The organism is Maritimimonas sp. 2210JD6-3, from assembly GCF_056591795.1.
The window spans coordinates 1-17,160 of the sequence record NZ_JBWQOJ010000006.1; the positions used below are offsets into that span (position 1 = coordinate 1).

A 17,160-nucleotide genomic window follows, 5' to 3' on the forward strand; every position below is an offset into this window, starting at 1 on the left:
ACTATTTTTAATAAAGAAACGTTGAAATAAATAGGAAACCTTTATATATGCTATGATTAAAAATAGATTTACTACTGTAGTAATCATATTGGTATTGTTTTCTTGCTTCTTAAGCTATTCACAAACTAATAAAAAAGAGTTTCACTCTTTTAATTCCTACAGTAATTGGGGAATTTCAATTACCCCAGTTTTTTTTAAAAAAGCTTCTTCTAATCCAAAATTTGGGAATATTAATTTGAATAATACTCCCATGTTAAGCGGACAGTTGGGTTTTAAATACAGGTTTTTTAAATACAGGAAATTAAACTTTAATGCGGGTTTGAAATTTAACCTATTGCCATTAATGAATTCTAATTTTAAATTATCTAATGAAGATGTTTATGAAAGCTTCAACGGTTTTCAAGAATACATAAAAGAATATAGCAGAATATATTTGTCAATACCTATAGAGGCAGAGTATAAAGTTAAAATTAATAGAAGAATAATTTTTAATTCCAGTATAGGAATAGACGTATTCTATTTAACCAGATCAAGAGATGAATTTTCAATTCAGATTTCGTCCGATGAGCTTAATGAAACTAGAGAAATTTTTGCTACTTATCAAGAAACTCAAAATAATCAATTACAAGTAAGTAGTTTTTTTGGTGCAGGAGTATATTTTTTGTTTAATAAATTTATGCTTCAAGTCAATATAATTTATAACAAGAACTTTCAAAATTTATTAGAAGGGGAATATCAATTTGGGAACTTGTTGGTTTCAGAACCTACAAGAGGAGATTATAAAGTTTCAGGAGATTTTATAGGGCTTTCAACAACTATTTATTTCAAGAAGAGAAAAAAGAAGTGAAAAGAGTAGTTTTAATAGTACTTCTATGCACATCATTTATTTCTAATACTCAGAACGAAGAAATAGATTTTTATGATTATTTTGATTTATATAGTGATTGGGGTTTTTCAACATCTATAATTTCTTATAGAAAACCATTTTTTCAAGGAAATAATATTACCGAAATAATTGGCGATAACTACAAAGGAACACAGTTAGGTATTAGATATCATTATAAAAAAAATAAGGAATGGAGTTTTAATACGGGGTTATTATTCAATTATATGATGCCTTCAAAAATGTATTTCATATTAGATAATAATGCCTTAAATAACATTCATGGAAATTTTAATAGTGAATTAAAAGGCAAATTTTATGTGCAACTGCCAATAAGTGCGGAAATAAAGAAAAGATTAGGGTATAATATTCATTTCAATTTTAATATGGGATTTACATTTTCATACTTTAATGAGGGCGATCACCGCATAACATTTGAAGATGAAAATTCTAATACATTAGAAACAAATGAGGTTTTTACTATGGATTATAATGATGGTAGCTTAATTCATGTGAGTGCTCTATTTGAATCAGGCATATACTGGATGTTTAAAGGCTTTATGATTAAAACTAATTTAATATATAATAAGGCTTTTGAAAATACTTATACAGGTAATTACAGATTTAAAAACTTGAGTGACAATGAAAGTGTAGATCGAGAATTTAAAACCTCTGGAGACTATTTTGGGTTTTCTACAACAATATATTTTAAACGTAAAAACTAAGATTTATGCTTTATTTTCTCCCAATTTGTATCTGCTTTTTTAACCAACTCATTGGGCTTTTCTTTTAACCAACTATCAAAAGTATTCGTAAAAAACTTATCATAAAACAGATATAGCTTACCATTTCGTATTTCAAATGTTTTTGGATTGATGGTGACTTTTTCTCCTTTATCTGCCATAGCATAGGCACACCAACCACCATATTGAGGAATGTATTTTTCAGGGTTAGCTTTAAAAATTTCTAGATTAGCTTGCGATGAAAATTTATATCTCGCATTATCGTAAGTAAAAACGTAACCTTTCTTACCCTTTATAGCTTTATTCGAAAAATATGCTACCACGTCGTAACCGTTAGCGACATATCCTGTTTCTTTATTATAATCTATCTGTTGGCTAAAACCTAAACTTGAAATAAATAGAAATACAAATGATACCAAAATATATTTTTTCATAATAGAACATGTTTAAAAGCTTTGACGGTTATTTATAATTAATATTACAATTAAAGTATCTTTTAATCTATAAATTTAAACCCGCGTAATTAATTCCAGATAATTTATGCATTTCATAATCAAAAGTCGATAAGTCATTATGATTGAATTTAGAAATATCGTCATAACCACAAGCTCTTGCGATGACCTTAATTAAGTTATTAGTTGCATCAAAATAATTATGTAGCTGTTTTGCTGATGATTCTATGATCAAGCGACTTCTCAGAGATTCTTTTTGCGTTGCTATACCCACAGGACAATTATTAGTACCACAAGCACGCATACCTAAACATCCAATAGCTTGTAAAGCCGAGTTAGAAACAGCAATTGCATCTGCTCCTAACATCATTGCTTTCGCAAAATCTTCGGCGATACGTAATCCTCCAGTGATAACCAGTGTAATATCGGTTGCTCCAACTTTGTCTAAATATTTTCTAGCTCTTGCTAATGCAGGAATGGTTGGTACGTTAATATTATCTCTTAAAATGGTTGGAGCGGAGCCTGTTCCACCACCACGACCGTCTAAAATAATATAGTCGATGCCCACATCGAGTGCAAACTGAATGTCTTTTTCAATATGACTTGCCGCAATTTTAAATCCTATTGGAATACCTCCAGTACGCTCTCTAACTTTCTCAGCAAAATCTTTAAAGTCTTGCACATTCTTAAAATTAGGGTTTGCGGCAGGAGAAATAGCAGCTTCTCCTTCTTTTAATCCGCGAACTTTTGCTATTTCTGCACTTACTTTATTACCTGGTAAATGCCCACCAGTTCCTGTTTTTGCACCTTGACCCCCTTTAAAATGAAATGCCTGTACATTATCTAATTTATCCCAAGAAAAACCAAATTGTGCCGAAGCTAACTCGTAAAAATATTTTGAATTACTTGCTTGTTCTTGTGGTAACATTCCGCCTTCACCAGAACAAATTCCTGTTCCTGCTAGTTCTGCACCTTTAGATAAGGCGATTTTAGCTTCACGTGATAAAGCGCCAAAACTCATATCACTCACAAATAGTGGAATATCGAGATGCAATGGTTTTTTAGCTTTTGGCCCAATTACTACTTTCGTAGTGACTTCTTGGTGATCTAACAGTGGTAAAGTTGCTAATTGTGCAGGTAAAAACTGAATATCACTCCATTTAGGTAATGTATTTCTATCTACTCCCATAGAAGCAGAAAAACCGTGATGGCCTAATTTTTTTAATCCATTTTTAGCAAGCTCTTTAATGTATCCTGTATAAGGTTCAGTATCTTCAGGATGCGTATCAGCATACGAACCTAAATACTCATTTCTATTAAAAGGTTGTGGATGTTCAATTTCAAAAGCTACTATTTCATTTTCGTCTATCAAAAGTGAATCACCTTCTATGTATTCTTGAAATTTATGAAGCTGCTCATCATTATTATATTCGCTTATTCCAGTGTCATAGCGGTAGTCCCAACCATGTACACCGCAAATAAGATTTTGCCCATCAATGTGACCATCAGCTAATAAGGCACCTCGATGATGGCATCTACCATAAAGCACAGAAATGCCTTTCTCATGTTTAATGATTACTAGATCGGTGTTTTTTACTAAAGCGTAAGCAGGTTGCTTTTCTTGAAGGTTAGAAACTTTAGCAATTTCAATTTTAGTAGTTGTCATAAAGAGGTATTTAGTTAGAACAAGAGAACTTCTAATTTACAACTTTAAGACGAAATGTAGTTTAACTAATTACAAATGGAATTATTAAACCTAAAACAATCCGTGAATTTCGGCATCTATTTTATCTATCACAACACCTAAGTCTTCGGGTTTATCAACAAAGTTTAAATTATCTACATCAATGATTAATAACTTTCCTTTTGTATATGTCGTAATCCAAGCTTCATAGCGTTCATTTAAACGACTTAAATAATCGATGCTAATGGTATTTTCATACTCTCTACCTCGCTTATGAATTTGCCCAACCAATGTTTGAATATTAGCTCTCAAATAAATTAGTAAGTCTGGTGGAGCGACTAACTTTTCCATCAATTCAAATAACGAAGAATAGTTGCTAAAATCACGATTTGTCATTAAGCCCATGGCATGTAGGTTGGGAGCAAAAATATGAGCATCTTCATAAATGGTTCTATCTTGGATAATATTTTTACCACTTTCTCGAATCTCTAAAATCTGTCTAAAACGACTATTTAAAAAGAAAATCTGAAGATTAAATGACCAACGTTCCATTTCGGCGTAAAAATCATCTAAATAAGGATTTTCTTCAACAGATTCAAAATGTGGTTTCCATTTATAGTGTTTGGCTAAAAGTTTTGTGAGTGTGGTTTTTCCGGCACCAATATTTCCGGCAATTGCGACGTGCATTCGTAGTGTTTTAGTTAGTTTAGTTTATTTGAGAGCCTAAATTTAGTCATTTTTTTAAAACTTCATATTTGTACACTGTATTTGTGTCAAAAAAATAAGCTTTATTGTTTTTGACGTACATATTTATTGTTTTATGATTCGGAGTAAAGTTTTCTAAATGTTGAATACGATCTCTATTTGCATAGTACAAGCTATTTTCTTTGAAATAAAAATAGCCATCATCGTAAAGATAAATATTCTTAGCTGGTAGGAAGGAGCTCCTTATAAAACTTCCAAATTCATTAAAGGTTAACTGTTGATTTTCAGAAAAAAGGTAACAGAATTTATAATCACTTTTTATATAACTTACTTCGAAATTATCGTTAAAAAAAGATAAAGGTTGTGACTCGAAAATTAGTGTATTATCTTCATAATTCCATAAAGAAAGCGTATTATCGTCATTACTAAATAACCATATATTATTATTTGATGATATACCGACAAAATTTACATTTTTTGAAAATTGTTCAGTAGTAAGATTAATAGCATCTATGTACTCATTTAGCCGATTGTCTAATAAAACAATCGTATTAAAACCTCTATAAAAAACGATTATTTTTAACGGATTTGTAATATCAATCGAAGTAATTGTTCCTAAAGAAGTGTTTGTATATGAATAAACTTTTTCGGATGTCTTTTTGTATAATGTGTTTTTATTTTGGTAGTAATAATTTTCAAAATCATCTACGCCAATAAACTTTTCAGCTTTAAGCGAAATAGAATCTAAAGATTTTAACTCAAAATCTTGAGCAATAACAGTTTTAAATGTTAGTGTGAAAATGAAAATTAATAATCGCATTAAGGCAAAATACTAAATTTTAGCAAATAAGCTTGTATCCATAACCGCGAACATTTAAAATTTGTAGTGAAGAATCTTTTTTTAATTTTTTACGGAGCTTTGTTATAAATACATCCATACTCCTTGCATTGAAAAAATCATCATTACCCCAAAGTCTTTTAAGTATAAATGATCGATCTAAGACTTCGTTTTTCTTCTGAAACAAATGAAATAATAGTTCTGATTCACGATGTGTTAAGTGTTGTTTATGGTTTTGAAAATAGAGTAATTGATTTTTATAGTTAAAAATATATTTACCGATATTTATTTTTGACAAATCCTGTTGTAAGCTAATTCTATTTAATAATGATCGAATTCTAACAATAAGTTCCTCCATAGAAAAAGGCTTTTTAAGATAGTCATTCCCTCCATAATTAAAACCTTCAAGAACATCTTTAGTTTGTGATTTAGCGGTTAGAAAAATAATTGGAATAGTAGGATTCTCTTCACGAATCTCTTTTGTCAAAATAAAACCATCTTTTTTAGGCATCATCACATCTAAAACCAAAACATCAGGGTCATTATTTTTATATAAGCTGTAAGCTTCCTCACCATTTTTTGCTAAAAAAACTTCAAAATTTCTAGTTTCAAGGCTTTCTTTTACAATTTGCCCTAGGCTAGGTTCATCTTCAGCTAATAGTATTTTTATAACCTCACTCATTTGGCAATGAAATTTTAAAAACGGTATTATTTATTTTTGATGTAACACGAATAGAACCTTGATGTTTTTCAATGATTTTTTTGGTATAATACAAACCAATACCAAAACCTTTTACATCGTGAATGTTGCCTTTTGGAATGCGATAAAATTTATCAAAAATTTTATCTAATTGATTCTTATCTATACCTGAACCATTATCAGCGACAGAAATTTCGATTGTATTTAGTAGTGAAGTTATATTCACCTCTATAATGTTGCCTCCATACTTAATGGCATTATCAATAAGATTTGAGATAGCGTTTTCAAAATGGAAGAGATCAATTTTTATAAAGAGTTCTTTCACATTAGTTGAAAAATTTAGGTTTTTGTTATCTGCTAACATTCTGCGTCTATGAACCAATTTTTCAATTAAATTTACAAGATTCTCAGGTTCTTTATTTAATAATAATTTTTCACTGTCAAGCGTTGCGGTTTCTAACAATTTCTCTACCATGTCGTGCAACTTAGTAAGCTGAAGGGATGAAATTTTCAAATAGTTTTTCGTTTTTTCCTTGTCGTCAGTCACGTTAAAATTTTCTAAAGCTTCAACAGCAGTTGAAACCGTAGCAATAGGTGTTTTAAATTCGTGTGTAATATTACTTATTAAATCATTTTTAATTTCTGCTAATTCTTTTTGTTGATTTATGATTTTTAACAAATAAAACAAACTAGAGATAACAGCTAATGAAAATATTAATGATAACAAAATACCAGTAGAACTTCTTTTCAATGTTTCTATTGTTGGGTCATTATATAGTAGTTCTAAGCGTTTTTCATTATTGAAATATGTAGATTTTGAATCGGTTTTGAGTGTTTTTACAACTTCTTTTGTTAGATTATAACTGTAGTAAATAGTATCATCCTTGTATAAATTAAAACCATAATCTATAGCTATTTTTTTATTAGATAGTTTTGATTTTAGTAATGAATCAATTTTTTCAAAATCTAATGAATCGTTATGAATGGCAATAAAAACTGTTTGTAAACCTTTAATGAGTTTTAAACTATCGACAGATTTTTGACCTTTAAATATTTGATTGCTAGTTATTTTGTTATTCGTAGCACCAATTGTTATACCTGCTTTTTTATCATTAGAAAATTGATTGAATTCTGTAATTCTTTGGAAAGTATCTGTTGAATTTGATTTGAGATTCTTATTAACGCTATTTATTACGGAATCTATTATTTTAGATTTTATCTTTTCGATATGAGCTTTACTATCACCTTTTATATCTGTTGCCTTTAATTTTAAAAGTAAGCTATCTTTAGGTTTTTCATCGTTACTAGAAATTGCTAAAATTTTATTCCAAACTTGCTTTTTTTTGTTATTTAAAACATTGTTGTTTGAGTTAACAATTGTAAAAAAATGATCTTTTGATAAGCTTGTATAATACATTTCAACTGCATCATCTAAACTGATTTGAATTTCATTAAGAACACGTTGTTTATTTTCTTCATAGTTTTTATAATTCCAATAGAATTGTACGGCAATAGTTATAAGTATTGTGGTTATAATTAAATAGAGAATCCAGTTATATTTTTTGGTTTTCATGTATCAAAAGTAAATAGATAACCGTAATAAAAATAACGACTTAACATTCGTTAACACTCATTAACTCAAAAATTTATTTTTTGAATACACTTTTGTAACATTCAAATAAAATAATTATTGAAATGAAAACCATTTTTTTACTATTTGTATTTACAACTTCTATAGTTCTTGCCCAAGATTTTCAAGGGAAAGCGACCTATAAAACACATAGAAAGGTTGACCTTAAAATAAGTGAAGGTAAAAATGCCCCCAATGAAGAGATGCAAAAGCAAATTCAAGAGCAACTAAGAAAACAGTTTCAGAGAACATTTACTTTAAATTTCACCAAAGAGGAATCTACCTATAAACAAGAAGAACAATTGTCATCTCCGCAGCCACCTACAAATGGGGTTAGTATTGTTATTGCAGGCAATGGAGGAGGATCTGATATCTATTATAAGAATATTAAAGAAAATAGATATGTTAATAAAACCGAGATTATGGGTAAACGGTTTTTAATTAAAGATACCTTGTCTAAAAGAGAATGGAAATTATCAGGAGAAACTAAGAATATAGGAAAGTATACATGCTATAAAGCTACTGCAGAAAGAATTATTGAATATACTGATTTTTCAGTACAAGATGGTAAAACAAAGGAAGATAAAAAGTCAAAAAAAGTAGTCACCACAGCTTGGTACACACCTCAAATCCCTGTAAGTAATGGACCAAGAAACTATGGAGGATTACCGGGTCTTGTGTTAGAAATAAATGATGATAAATTAACAATAGTTTGCTCAGAAATTATTTTAAATCCAAAAGAGAAAATTAAAATAGTTGAACCAACTAAGGGAAAAGTAGTTACTGAAGGTGAGTATGAAAAAATAATGGATAAAAAGCAAAAAGAAATGATGGAGCGTTATAGAAGTAGAAGAAAAGATGGTGATGTTATGGAAATTAAAGTACGTGGCTAATTAAACCTTTAGCTTTTAATTAAGTCTAACTCTTTTAGAAAAGAGTTAGACTTTAAACAATATTAAAAGTTAAAAGTATGAGATATATTATTTCGAGTGTCTGGTTGTTTTTTTCACTAAGCCTAATAGCACAATCAAATTTCCAAGGAAAAGCTGTTTACCAGTCTAAAACCACCATGAATATGGATGATTGGGGCGGAGGTCAATTATCTGAAGAAAGAAAAAAAACAGATTATGGAGCGGATGAAATCAATGTTGGAAAAGACCTATATTTTAAATTTCAATGCTACCTCGTCATTATATAAGGAAGACGAAAAGCTAGAAGCACCTGGTCAAGGAAGAGGTTTTCGTTTTGGAGGATTTGGCGGGTCTGGGGTGACCTATAAAAATATTAAAGAGGTGATTATGTTGGAGTCAACAGAGTTTTTCGGTAAGAATTTCTTAATAAAAGAGACTCTTGAAAAACCATCTTGGGAACTGGGAAGTGAAACAAAACAAATAGGTAATTACACCTGTTTTAAAGCTACGCTCACAAAAAAAACGGATGAATTGGATTGGACATCAATGCGAAGAAGAAACAGAAATAATAATGATAAAAAGAAAGATACATCTAACGTTAAGAAAATTTCTGATGATATAGAGATGCCAAAAGAAATTACAGTAACAGCCTGGTACACACCACAGATTCCTGTTAGTAATGGACCTGGAGTGTATTGGGGTTTACCAGGGTTGATTCTAGAAATTAATGCAGCAAGAACTACTATTTTATGTTCCGAAATAGTTATGAATCCTAAAGAGAAAATCGAAATAACTGCTCCAGATAAAGGAAAAGAAGTAACTAGAGAAGAGTATAAAGAAATCGTTAAGAAAAAGATGAAAGAAATGCGAGAAATGTATGGTCGTGGAAGAAATAGAGGAGGATTAAGACGCACAAATTAATACTATAAATCCATCATACAATAATTCATGAAAAATAAAGTAATTAAGGTACTACTTTTTTTAGTAGTAGGTACTTCTTATGCCCAAATTAAAGTTCAAGGGGTAGTGAAAGATAGTATTGGTAACCCTTTAGAATTAGCAAATGTTATTGCTATTAATCAAGAAACTAAAAAACTTGATTCCTATGCTATTACAAATAGTAAAGGTGAATATCTTTTAAACGTATCAAAGGAATCTTCTTACAAGATACAGGTGAGTTTCATTGGCATGAAATCATTAGAAATTATTTTAGCTACCAAAAATGAAAATATAAAAAAAGACTTCACGCTAAAAGCTGATAATGTTTTAGATGAAGTAGAGATAAAATATGAAATGCCAGTCACTATAAAAGGTGATACTATTGTTTATAATGCTGATTCGTTTAAGACTGGGTCAGAACGTAAACTAGAGGATGTTTTAAAAAATATGCCTGGAGTAGAAATTACCGATAATGGTGAGATAGAAATAGAAGGAAAGAAAGTAAGTAAAGTAATGGTAGAAGGGAAAGATTTTTTTGATGGTGATACCAAATTAGCTACTAAGAATATTCCTTCGAACGCCGTTGATAAAGTACAAGTACTCAAAAATTTTAGCGAGGTAAATCAATTAAGAGGTGTTACCAACAATCAAGATAATATCGCATTAAATATAAAACTCAAAGAAGGTAAAAAGAATTTTTGGTTTGGTGATGTAACAGCAGGAATAGGAACATCAGATAGAGATGACCTTTATTTAGCACAACCAAAACTTTTTTATTATAGCCCAAAGTTTAGTGTGAACGTTATAGGAGATTTGAATAATATTGGTGAGGTCGCTTTCACCCGAAGAGATTATTTCAATTTCACAGGAGGTTTTCGCGCTCCAAGTAGAAGTAGTGGTACCAGTATTAGTTTAGGAAACAATAATTTAAACTTTTTAACACAACAAAACGATAGGGCACAAGAGATAAATACAAAGTTTGGAGCGTTAAATTTCAGTTATTCACCAAAAAAGACTTTAGACATTAGTGGTTTCGGAATCTTTACGAGTTCTAGAATAGACTTACAAGAAAATAACGCTATTACCTATTCTGATAATGATTTAGGAATTCCTGATGAAGATACTGAGAGTAATACACATCAAAAAAGTGATTTGTTTTTAGCTAAAATGAGCGCTAAATATAAACCTGACGCTAATAATCAATTAGATTATGATGTGTTGGCTAGAACCTCTAAAGAATCTCAAAGACAAGATTTATTTTCTACTGTTAACGGAACAATTCTCGAAAACGAAAATTCTAATCCTTATAGTGTGAATCAGAACTTTAATTATTACTACACATTAAATGAAAATAACATATTTGCACTTGAAGCACAGCATCTTTTGCAAGATGAGGATCCCTTTTATAATGCCTTTCTAGAAAATAAGAATCAATATTTAGGTACTGCTAATTCCATTGGTTTTGATAATGATCAATCAGACTATAATATTGCACAGAATAAACGCGTAAAATCTAATCAGTTTGATGCAAAACTCGATTACTGGAATATATTAAACGCAAAAAGCAATATTAATTTTACACTGGGTACTATACTAAGCTGGCAAAATTTTGATTCGAGTATATTTCAATTCTTAGATAATGGTAGCCTATTTGATCCAACACCTACAATTAACGATGGGCTCAATACAAATGATGTATTATATAATTTCAGTGATTTATATGTAGGTATTCATTACCGTTTTAAAACGGGTATCTTTACATTTACCCCAGGGTTTTCTGCGCATACGTACAGTTTTAAAAATGAGCAATTTGGCGAGACAGAAAGTGATGATTTTATTAGAATTTTACCAGACTTTAATGTAAGATTACAATTAAAGAAAAGCGAGACACTCACCTTTGATTACAGTATGCAAACACAATTTACAGATGTTAATCAATTTGCAAGAGGTTTGGTTATGAATAACTACAGCTCGTTTTCAGCGGGAGAACCTGCGTTAGAAAATGCGCTTTCTCATGTTGCAAGACTATCCTATTTTAGTTTTAATTTATTTAATTACACCAATGTTTTTGGAAATGTGACTTATACAAAATCAATTGATAGAGTGCGCTCTTCAGCGATTTTTGTACCTAATAGTGTTGTAAGGATAAGTACTCCTATAAATTCACAGTTTGCAGACGAATCTGTAAGTGCCTTTGGGCGTTTTGAGCGAAGGTTTGGTAAGTTTCAAGCCCGATTGAACGGAAATTTTAGTTATAATAAATTCAATCAGTTTATCAATGAAAGGCGATCAATTAATGAAAACTACACACAAAGTTACGGTGCACGATTACGAACGAATTTTAGAGAAGCGCCAAATGTATCTTTGAATTATCGATATACTGTAAATGATAATGATTTAGGATCAACAAGAACCAAATTTTTTACGAAAGCACCATCAATCGAACTTGATGCTTTTATTTTTAAGTCACTTACGTTTATCACCAATTTTTCCTATACTAACTTTAGCGATGAAGACGGAACTTTGAATGATTATGATTTTTGGGATGCTTCTTTATCGTATAGAAAAAACACTGATAGTAAATGGGAGTACGAAGTGAAAGCAACCAATATTTTAGATACAAAATCGCAAAATAGTACAAGTTCAGGTAATATTTCGGTAAGAGCCACAGAATATTTTATACAGCCTAGATTTATAACCTTTCGTTTAAGATATAGACTATAATTTTTTTGCTAAAGTGTAACCACTTTTATGATGCTAACGTCATAACTACTGAAACAAATAATAATTTAAAAACAGTATTATGCAAGAAGAGATATTAATTCCATTAGCATTTTTTGCCTCAATTTTCGGAATATTATATGTGTATTTAAGCACTCGAAACAGAGAACGTATGTCTATGATCGAAAAAGGAGTAGATCCATCAATATTTGCCACGAAAAGAAACTATTCAAACATGACTCTAAAAATTGGAATGTTAGCTATAGGAATAGCTTTAGGTATATTTATAGGTTCTTTATTAGATGAATATACAACACTTGAAGATGAGGTAGGTTATTTTTCAATGATTTTCCTTTTCGGAGGATTGGCATTAGTAATTAATAGTATTTTAGAAGAACGAAGAGCTAAAGATAAATAGTCTGCACTAACCATTTCTTAACATAAAAGGCATCTTTTAATACTAATTAAAAGGTGTCTTTCTTTTTTTAACTAATAAATATAGATAGGTAGCCCCTGCAAATCACATTATAGCCACTAGGCTTTCTAACAAAATATTCCAAGGCGTATAAAGATAATCTCATTGAATTGTGATTTCTATTGCAATAAAAGATACTTTTTAGGTATTCACAAATAATTTAATATCTTAACCATCGCAAAATCAACTAAACTATGTTAGAATTAGCTGGGATTATTATTCTTGGAATATTAGCGCAATGGGTAGCTTGGAAACTTAAGATACCTGCTATATTACCGCTCATTTTAATAGGGCTATTAGTTGGTCCAATTGCTGCTGAGTTTTTATCTGCTGATAAAACAAAATGGATAGAACCTATTTGGAATGGTAAAGAAGGATTATTCCCAGGAGAAAGTTTGTTTTATTTCGTATCATTAGCCATTAGCATCATTCTTTTTGAAGGTGGTTTGACGTTAAAAATGAGTGAAATAAAAAATGTGGGACCAGTAATTACCAAGTTGATCACATTTGGTTCTATCGTAACATTTTTTGGTGCGGCTCTAGCTGCGTACTATATTTTTAACCTAAGTTGGGAAATTTCTTTTTTATTTTCTTCGCTAATTATTGTGACAGGTCCTACCGTGATAACTCCAATTTTAAGGAATATTCCGCTAAAAAAAGATGTATCTGCTGTTTTAAAATGGGAAGGTATTCTTATTGATCCCATCGGGGCATTGGTAGCAGTATTGGTTTATGAGTTTATTAGTGTTGATGCTGGTGGTGAGTTTACAAAAACGGCCATGATTGAGTTTGGTAAAATTGTACTTTTCGGATCTACTTTTGGTTTTACATTTGCCCATGCCTTGAATTTTATAATTAACAGAAAATGGGTGCCGCATTACCTTTTAAATGTGTTTGCTTTAGCTGCTGTACTTGGGGTTTTTGTCTTGTCAGATGCTTTTGCACATGAATCAGGACTTTTAGCAGTAGTGGTTATGGGAATGGTTCTAGGTAATTCAAATTCACCTTATTTAAAAGAACTTTTATACTTTAAAGAATCATTAAGTGTTTTACTTATTTCTATACTCTTTATTTTACTGGCGGCCAATATAAATATGGAAGATTTAATGCTAATTTACAATTGGAAAACGGCTGCTCTATTTGCAGTGGTTATTCTTGTTATAAGACCTTTAGGAGTCTTTTTAAGTACAAACGGATCTGCACTTAAGTTTAACGAAAAACTATTTATAAGTTGGGTTGGCCCCAGAGGTATAGTAGCTGCTGGTATCGCTTCTCTTTTCGGATTAAAATTAGCAAAAAAGGGAGTTGTAGGAGCTGAATATATTACACCATTGGTGTTTATGATCGTTCTCGGAACCGTTTTGTTAAATGCTACTACGGCTAGACTGTTTGCCAAAATGGTTGGAGTATTCTTAACTAAATCTAACGGAATTTTAATTGTAGGAGCAAGTCAATTATCAAGATTAATAGGAGAATATTTAAAAGATAACAATCGTCATGTAGTATTGGTTGATAGCAATTCTAACAATATTGAGAAAGCCAAGAAAATGGGATTAGAAGCGTTTAAAGAAGATATCTTTTCTGAAAATTTGTCTAATAATGTTGAGTTAAGCGACGTGGGGTTTCTTTTAGCTCTCACAGGAAATGCTGAAATAAACACCTATGCTATTACTAAATTTAGAGATCAGTTTGGAGAAAACGGAAGTTTTAGATTAATTACTTCTTCAGAAATGAATGATCCTGAAAGTAATCCTAAAGAAGGATTGTTTTCGCATACAGATGATTTTGTGAAACTATCTGAAGTGGTAAAAGCATACCCTCAGATAAATGAAGTTGAGATTAATTCTGAAGATCATTTTAAAGAATTATTAAAAATGACCAAAGAAAATGACCATGCTGTTCCACTTTTTATTAAAACTAAATCAGGTGATTTAGAAATTATTCCAGCGTCTCACGATGTTATAAAAATAGATGATAGTTCTCACTTGGTATATATGGGTAAAGATTTTTTAGTTGAAAACTAATCTTACTTGCCTATTATATGAATTTCAGTAAAATCTTTATCAACAGTCATAGAATATGTGCCATTTTTTTTGACATGTTTTAAAGAAATTATTTCATTATCAATTTCTATTTCTTTTATATCAAATGGTAAGCCATGTATACACAATTTAAAAGTTTTATAGTTAGCACTATATTTACCTTCTTTATGTTGCTGTAAAATAAGTTCATTAGATTTCCCTAAAAGTTTAAATGTTCTTAAACTATACCTACCTTTTGTATAATCGTAACCATCGTGAGCATCGTCAAAAAGTTGTGATTGCTCTTTACCTTGCTTATAATAAATATCGAGTGTTACTTCTTTTATTTTTTTCTCATCAACATATTGTTGTATAGGATATTTAGGAATAATAGCACCTTCTTTTATAAATAAAGGCATACTATCAATCTCAGCATCTACCCATTTTTCTTTACCGCCTTCCACAACTTCATCAGTCCACCAGTTGTACCACTTTCCTCTAGGTATGTACATTCTACGTCCTTTAGCATTGGGTTCTTGTACAGGGCAAACTAAAATACTATCACCAAATATAAATTCATCAGTTCTGTAGTGTGTTTGATGGTCTTCTTGATCAAACATTACTAATGATTTAAGGAGGGGAGTACCATGATTAATCAAATTCCAAAACATAGTATATAAGTAGGGTAATAGTTGATAACGTATTTCTACAAATTTTCTAACAATATCAGTTACATCATCATCAAAAGCCCAAGGTTCTTGATCACCATGATCGCCAGATGAATGTACTCTACAGAATGGATGAAAAACGCCTAACTGAATCCATCGAGTAAATAATTCACCTTGTGGCTGCTCTGCAAAACCACCAATATCACTTCCAGCAAATGAAAAACCTGACATTGCTAATCTTTGTGCTTGTACATTGGCGATCCAAAGATGCTCCCATGTTGCTATGTTATCTCCTGTCCAAGTAGAAGTATAACGTTGGGTACCTGAATAGGCCGCTCTGGTAATTACAAAAGGTCTTTTGGGGTAGGCAAACTTTTTTAATCCGTGATAGGTAGCTCTTGCCATTTGCATACCATATATGTTATGAGCTTTTCTATGACTGCAAGGATTTCCATCATAATCATGTCGCACATCATTGGTAAAAGTTTTATTAGGTACTTCCATTACAGCTGGTTCGTTCATATCGTTCCAAACACCTTTAACACCGATCTCTTCTATCAGTTCTTTGAATAATCCACTCCACCAATCTCTTACTTCGGGTTTAGTAAAATCAGGAAAATAACATTCTCCAGGCCAAACTTTACCTTTCATATAGGGACCGTCGGCTCTTCTACAGAAATAATTTTTTTCTAGTGCTTCTTTAAAAACACTATATTCTTTATCTATTTTAATTCCAGGATCAATGATTACTACAGTTTTAAATCCATCATCAGCTAATTCTTTCACCATTCTTTTAGGATCGGGAAAATGTTCCTTATTCCAGGTGAAGCAACGGAAACCATCCATATAATCAATGTCAAGATAAATGGCATCACAAGGAATTTTTAATGCTCTAAATTTATTAGTGATTTGTTTGACTTCACTTTCAGGATAGTAGCTCCATTTGCATTGATGGTAGCCAAGTGCCCATAGTGGAGGCAATTGATGTGGTTTTCCGGTAAGGTCTGTATAACTTTCTACTACATCTTGCATTTTAGGACCGTAGAAAAAGTAATAATTCATTTCACCACCTTGAGCCCAAAAACTTGTTACATTTCTTCTTTCTTGACCAAAGTCGAAGTAAGTTCTAAACGAATTATCAAAGAAAATACCATAGGCTTTATTATGATGTAAACCAGTGTAAAAAGGAATAGTCTTATAAATAGGATCAGTTTCTTTACCATATGCATAAGAATCTGTTACCCAGTTTTGAAAGCGTTTTCCTTTAAGATTAAGGTGTTCTGGCTTATCTCCTAAACCATAATAACTTTCACGATCATTAATGACTTTACTCATTTTAACGATGTTACCACCATATTCATAACTTTCTTCCCAGTGAAAACCTGCTTCATCTTGACTAATCAAAGTATTATCTTTTGCATCATAAATTGATACAGACATATTTTCTTTCAAAATTTTGCAGATCAATTTTGAGGTAGTAATTAAAAAGCAATTATTATTGTTTTCTATTTCTAGTTTATTATAACCAGTACTCGCATATTTGGTAATAGCATAAGAAAAATCTTTTTCAAAAATTCCTGTGGTGGTATAACGGAATCGTAACACACTATCTCCAACAACTTTTACCTGTAAAATAACATCGTTATCGCTATAAAAATAAAGCGTATCTACATTTTTTTTAAAATCAACTATTTTAGAAGGAAATAAATTACCCTTAGATTCTAACTCAGTATTTACAATCATGAATCAAGATATTATATTATGTAAAAGAACGGAAAAGTTTAGAAATT

At 30.7% G+C, this 17,160-nt stretch carries 15 protein-coding genes; 8 read left to right on the forward strand and 7 right to left on the reverse strand.

The genetic code is table 11. The annotated features are described in order from the left end of the window. Nucleotides 1–343: 343 nt before the first annotated feature. Nucleotides 344–847: a hypothetical protein gene (locus AC1EUY_RS04405; protein ID WP_480194293.1), complete on the forward strand. Its 504-nt coding sequence runs from the start codon at nucleotides 344–346 to the stop codon at nucleotides 845–847. After that, complete coding sequence (locus AC1EUY_RS04410) at nucleotides 844–1,608, forward strand: hypothetical protein (protein WP_480194294.1); 765 nt, start codon at nucleotides 844–846, stop codon at nucleotides 1,606–1,608. Before AC1EUY_RS04405 ends, AC1EUY_RS04410 begins: the two co-directional genes overlap by 4 nt. On the opposite strand, the gene AC1EUY_RS04415 is transcribed toward AC1EUY_RS04410, so the two are convergent. The 6 genes from AC1EUY_RS04415 to AC1EUY_RS04440 all read right to left on the reverse strand — a co-directional run bounded on the left by AC1EUY_RS04415 (nucleotide 1,605) and on the right by AC1EUY_RS04440 (nucleotide 7,578). Beyond that, complete coding sequence (locus AC1EUY_RS04415; protein ID WP_480194295.1) at nucleotides 1,605–2,060, reverse strand: YHS domain-containing (seleno)protein; 456 nt, start codon at nucleotides 2,058–2,060, stop codon at nucleotides 1,605–1,607. The genes AC1EUY_RS04410 and AC1EUY_RS04415 overlap by 4 nt on opposite strands. A gap of 67 nt (nucleotides 2,061–2,127) precedes the next feature. After that, nucleotides 2,128–3,744, reverse strand: a complete 1,617-nt coding sequence (locus AC1EUY_RS04420) for a glutamate synthase-related protein (protein WP_480194296.1) — start codon at nucleotides 3,742–3,744, stop codon at nucleotides 2,128–2,130. Between the two features lie 90 nt (nucleotides 3,745–3,834). After that, complete coding sequence (locus AC1EUY_RS04425; protein ID WP_480194297.1) at nucleotides 3,835–4,449, reverse strand: deoxynucleoside kinase; 615 nt, start codon at nucleotides 4,447–4,449, stop codon at nucleotides 3,835–3,837. Nucleotides 4,450–4,495: 46 nt separating this feature from the next. After that, on the reverse strand, nucleotides 4,496–5,287 hold the full coding sequence (locus tag AC1EUY_RS04430) for a hypothetical protein (protein WP_480194298.1): 792 nt from the start codon (nucleotides 5,285–5,287) through the stop codon (nucleotides 4,496–4,498). A gap of 19 nt (nucleotides 5,288–5,306) precedes the next feature. Next, entirely contained in the window at nucleotides 5,307–5,987 is a 681-nt protein-coding gene (locus AC1EUY_RS04435) for a response regulator transcription factor (RefSeq protein ID WP_480194299.1), read from the reverse strand. Next, a complete protein-coding gene (locus AC1EUY_RS04440) occupies nucleotides 5,980–7,578 on the reverse strand; it encodes a sensor histidine kinase (protein ID WP_480194300.1) in 1,599 nt (532 codons plus the stop codon). The genes AC1EUY_RS04435 and AC1EUY_RS04440 overlap by 8 nt, the downstream gene beginning before the upstream one ends. Nucleotides 7,579–7,700: 122 nt before the next feature. Here AC1EUY_RS04440 and AC1EUY_RS04445 point away from each other — a divergent pair, with 122 nt between their 5' ends. The 6 genes from AC1EUY_RS04445 to AC1EUY_RS04470 all read left to right on the forward strand — a co-directional run bounded on the left by AC1EUY_RS04445 (nucleotide 7,701) and on the right by AC1EUY_RS04470 (nucleotide 14,705). Continuing rightward, the gene (locus AC1EUY_RS04445) at nucleotides 7,701–8,528 is read left to right on the forward strand and encodes a GLPGLI family protein (RefSeq protein ID WP_480194301.1); all 828 of its coding nucleotides are present in this window, start codon (nucleotides 7,701–7,703) and stop codon (nucleotides 8,526–8,528) included. A gap of 77 nt (nucleotides 8,529–8,605) precedes the next feature. Next, nucleotides 8,606–8,833 (forward strand): hypothetical protein, encoded by a 228-nt coding sequence (locus AC1EUY_RS04450; RefSeq protein WP_480194302.1) that lies wholly within the window; start codon nucleotides 8,606–8,608, stop codon nucleotides 8,831–8,833. Further along, entirely contained in the window at nucleotides 8,763–9,467 is a 705-nt protein-coding gene (locus AC1EUY_RS04455) for a GLPGLI family protein (RefSeq protein ID WP_480194303.1), read from the forward strand. The genes AC1EUY_RS04450 and AC1EUY_RS04455 overlap by 71 nt, the downstream gene beginning before the upstream one ends. Nucleotides 9,468–9,494: 27 nt before the next feature. Then, nucleotides 9,495–12,209, forward strand: coding sequence for a carboxypeptidase regulatory-like domain-containing protein (locus AC1EUY_RS04460; protein WP_480194304.1), 2,715 nt, complete (start codon nucleotides 9,495–9,497; stop codon nucleotides 12,207–12,209). 79 nt (nucleotides 12,210–12,288) lie between these two features. Next, the gene (locus tag AC1EUY_RS04465; protein ID WP_480194305.1) at nucleotides 12,289–12,624 is read left to right on the forward strand and encodes a DUF6249 domain-containing protein; all 336 of its coding nucleotides are present in this window, start codon (nucleotides 12,289–12,291) and stop codon (nucleotides 12,622–12,624) included. 251 nt (nucleotides 12,625–12,875) lie between these two features. Continuing rightward, nucleotides 12,876–14,705 carry a cation:proton antiporter gene (locus tag AC1EUY_RS04470; RefSeq protein WP_480194306.1) on the forward strand — a complete coding sequence of 610 codons (1,830 nt, stop codon included), beginning with the start codon at nucleotides 12,876–12,878 and terminating at the stop codon, nucleotides 14,703–14,705. 2 nt (nucleotides 14,706–14,707) lie between these two features. Here AC1EUY_RS04470 and AC1EUY_RS04475 read toward each other — a convergent pair whose 3' ends face one another. Beyond that, complete coding sequence (locus tag AC1EUY_RS04475) at nucleotides 14,708–17,113, reverse strand: glycoside hydrolase family 31 protein (protein WP_480194307.1); 2,406 nt, start codon at nucleotides 17,111–17,113, stop codon at nucleotides 14,708–14,710. Nucleotides 17,114–17,160 lie beyond the last annotated feature (47 nt).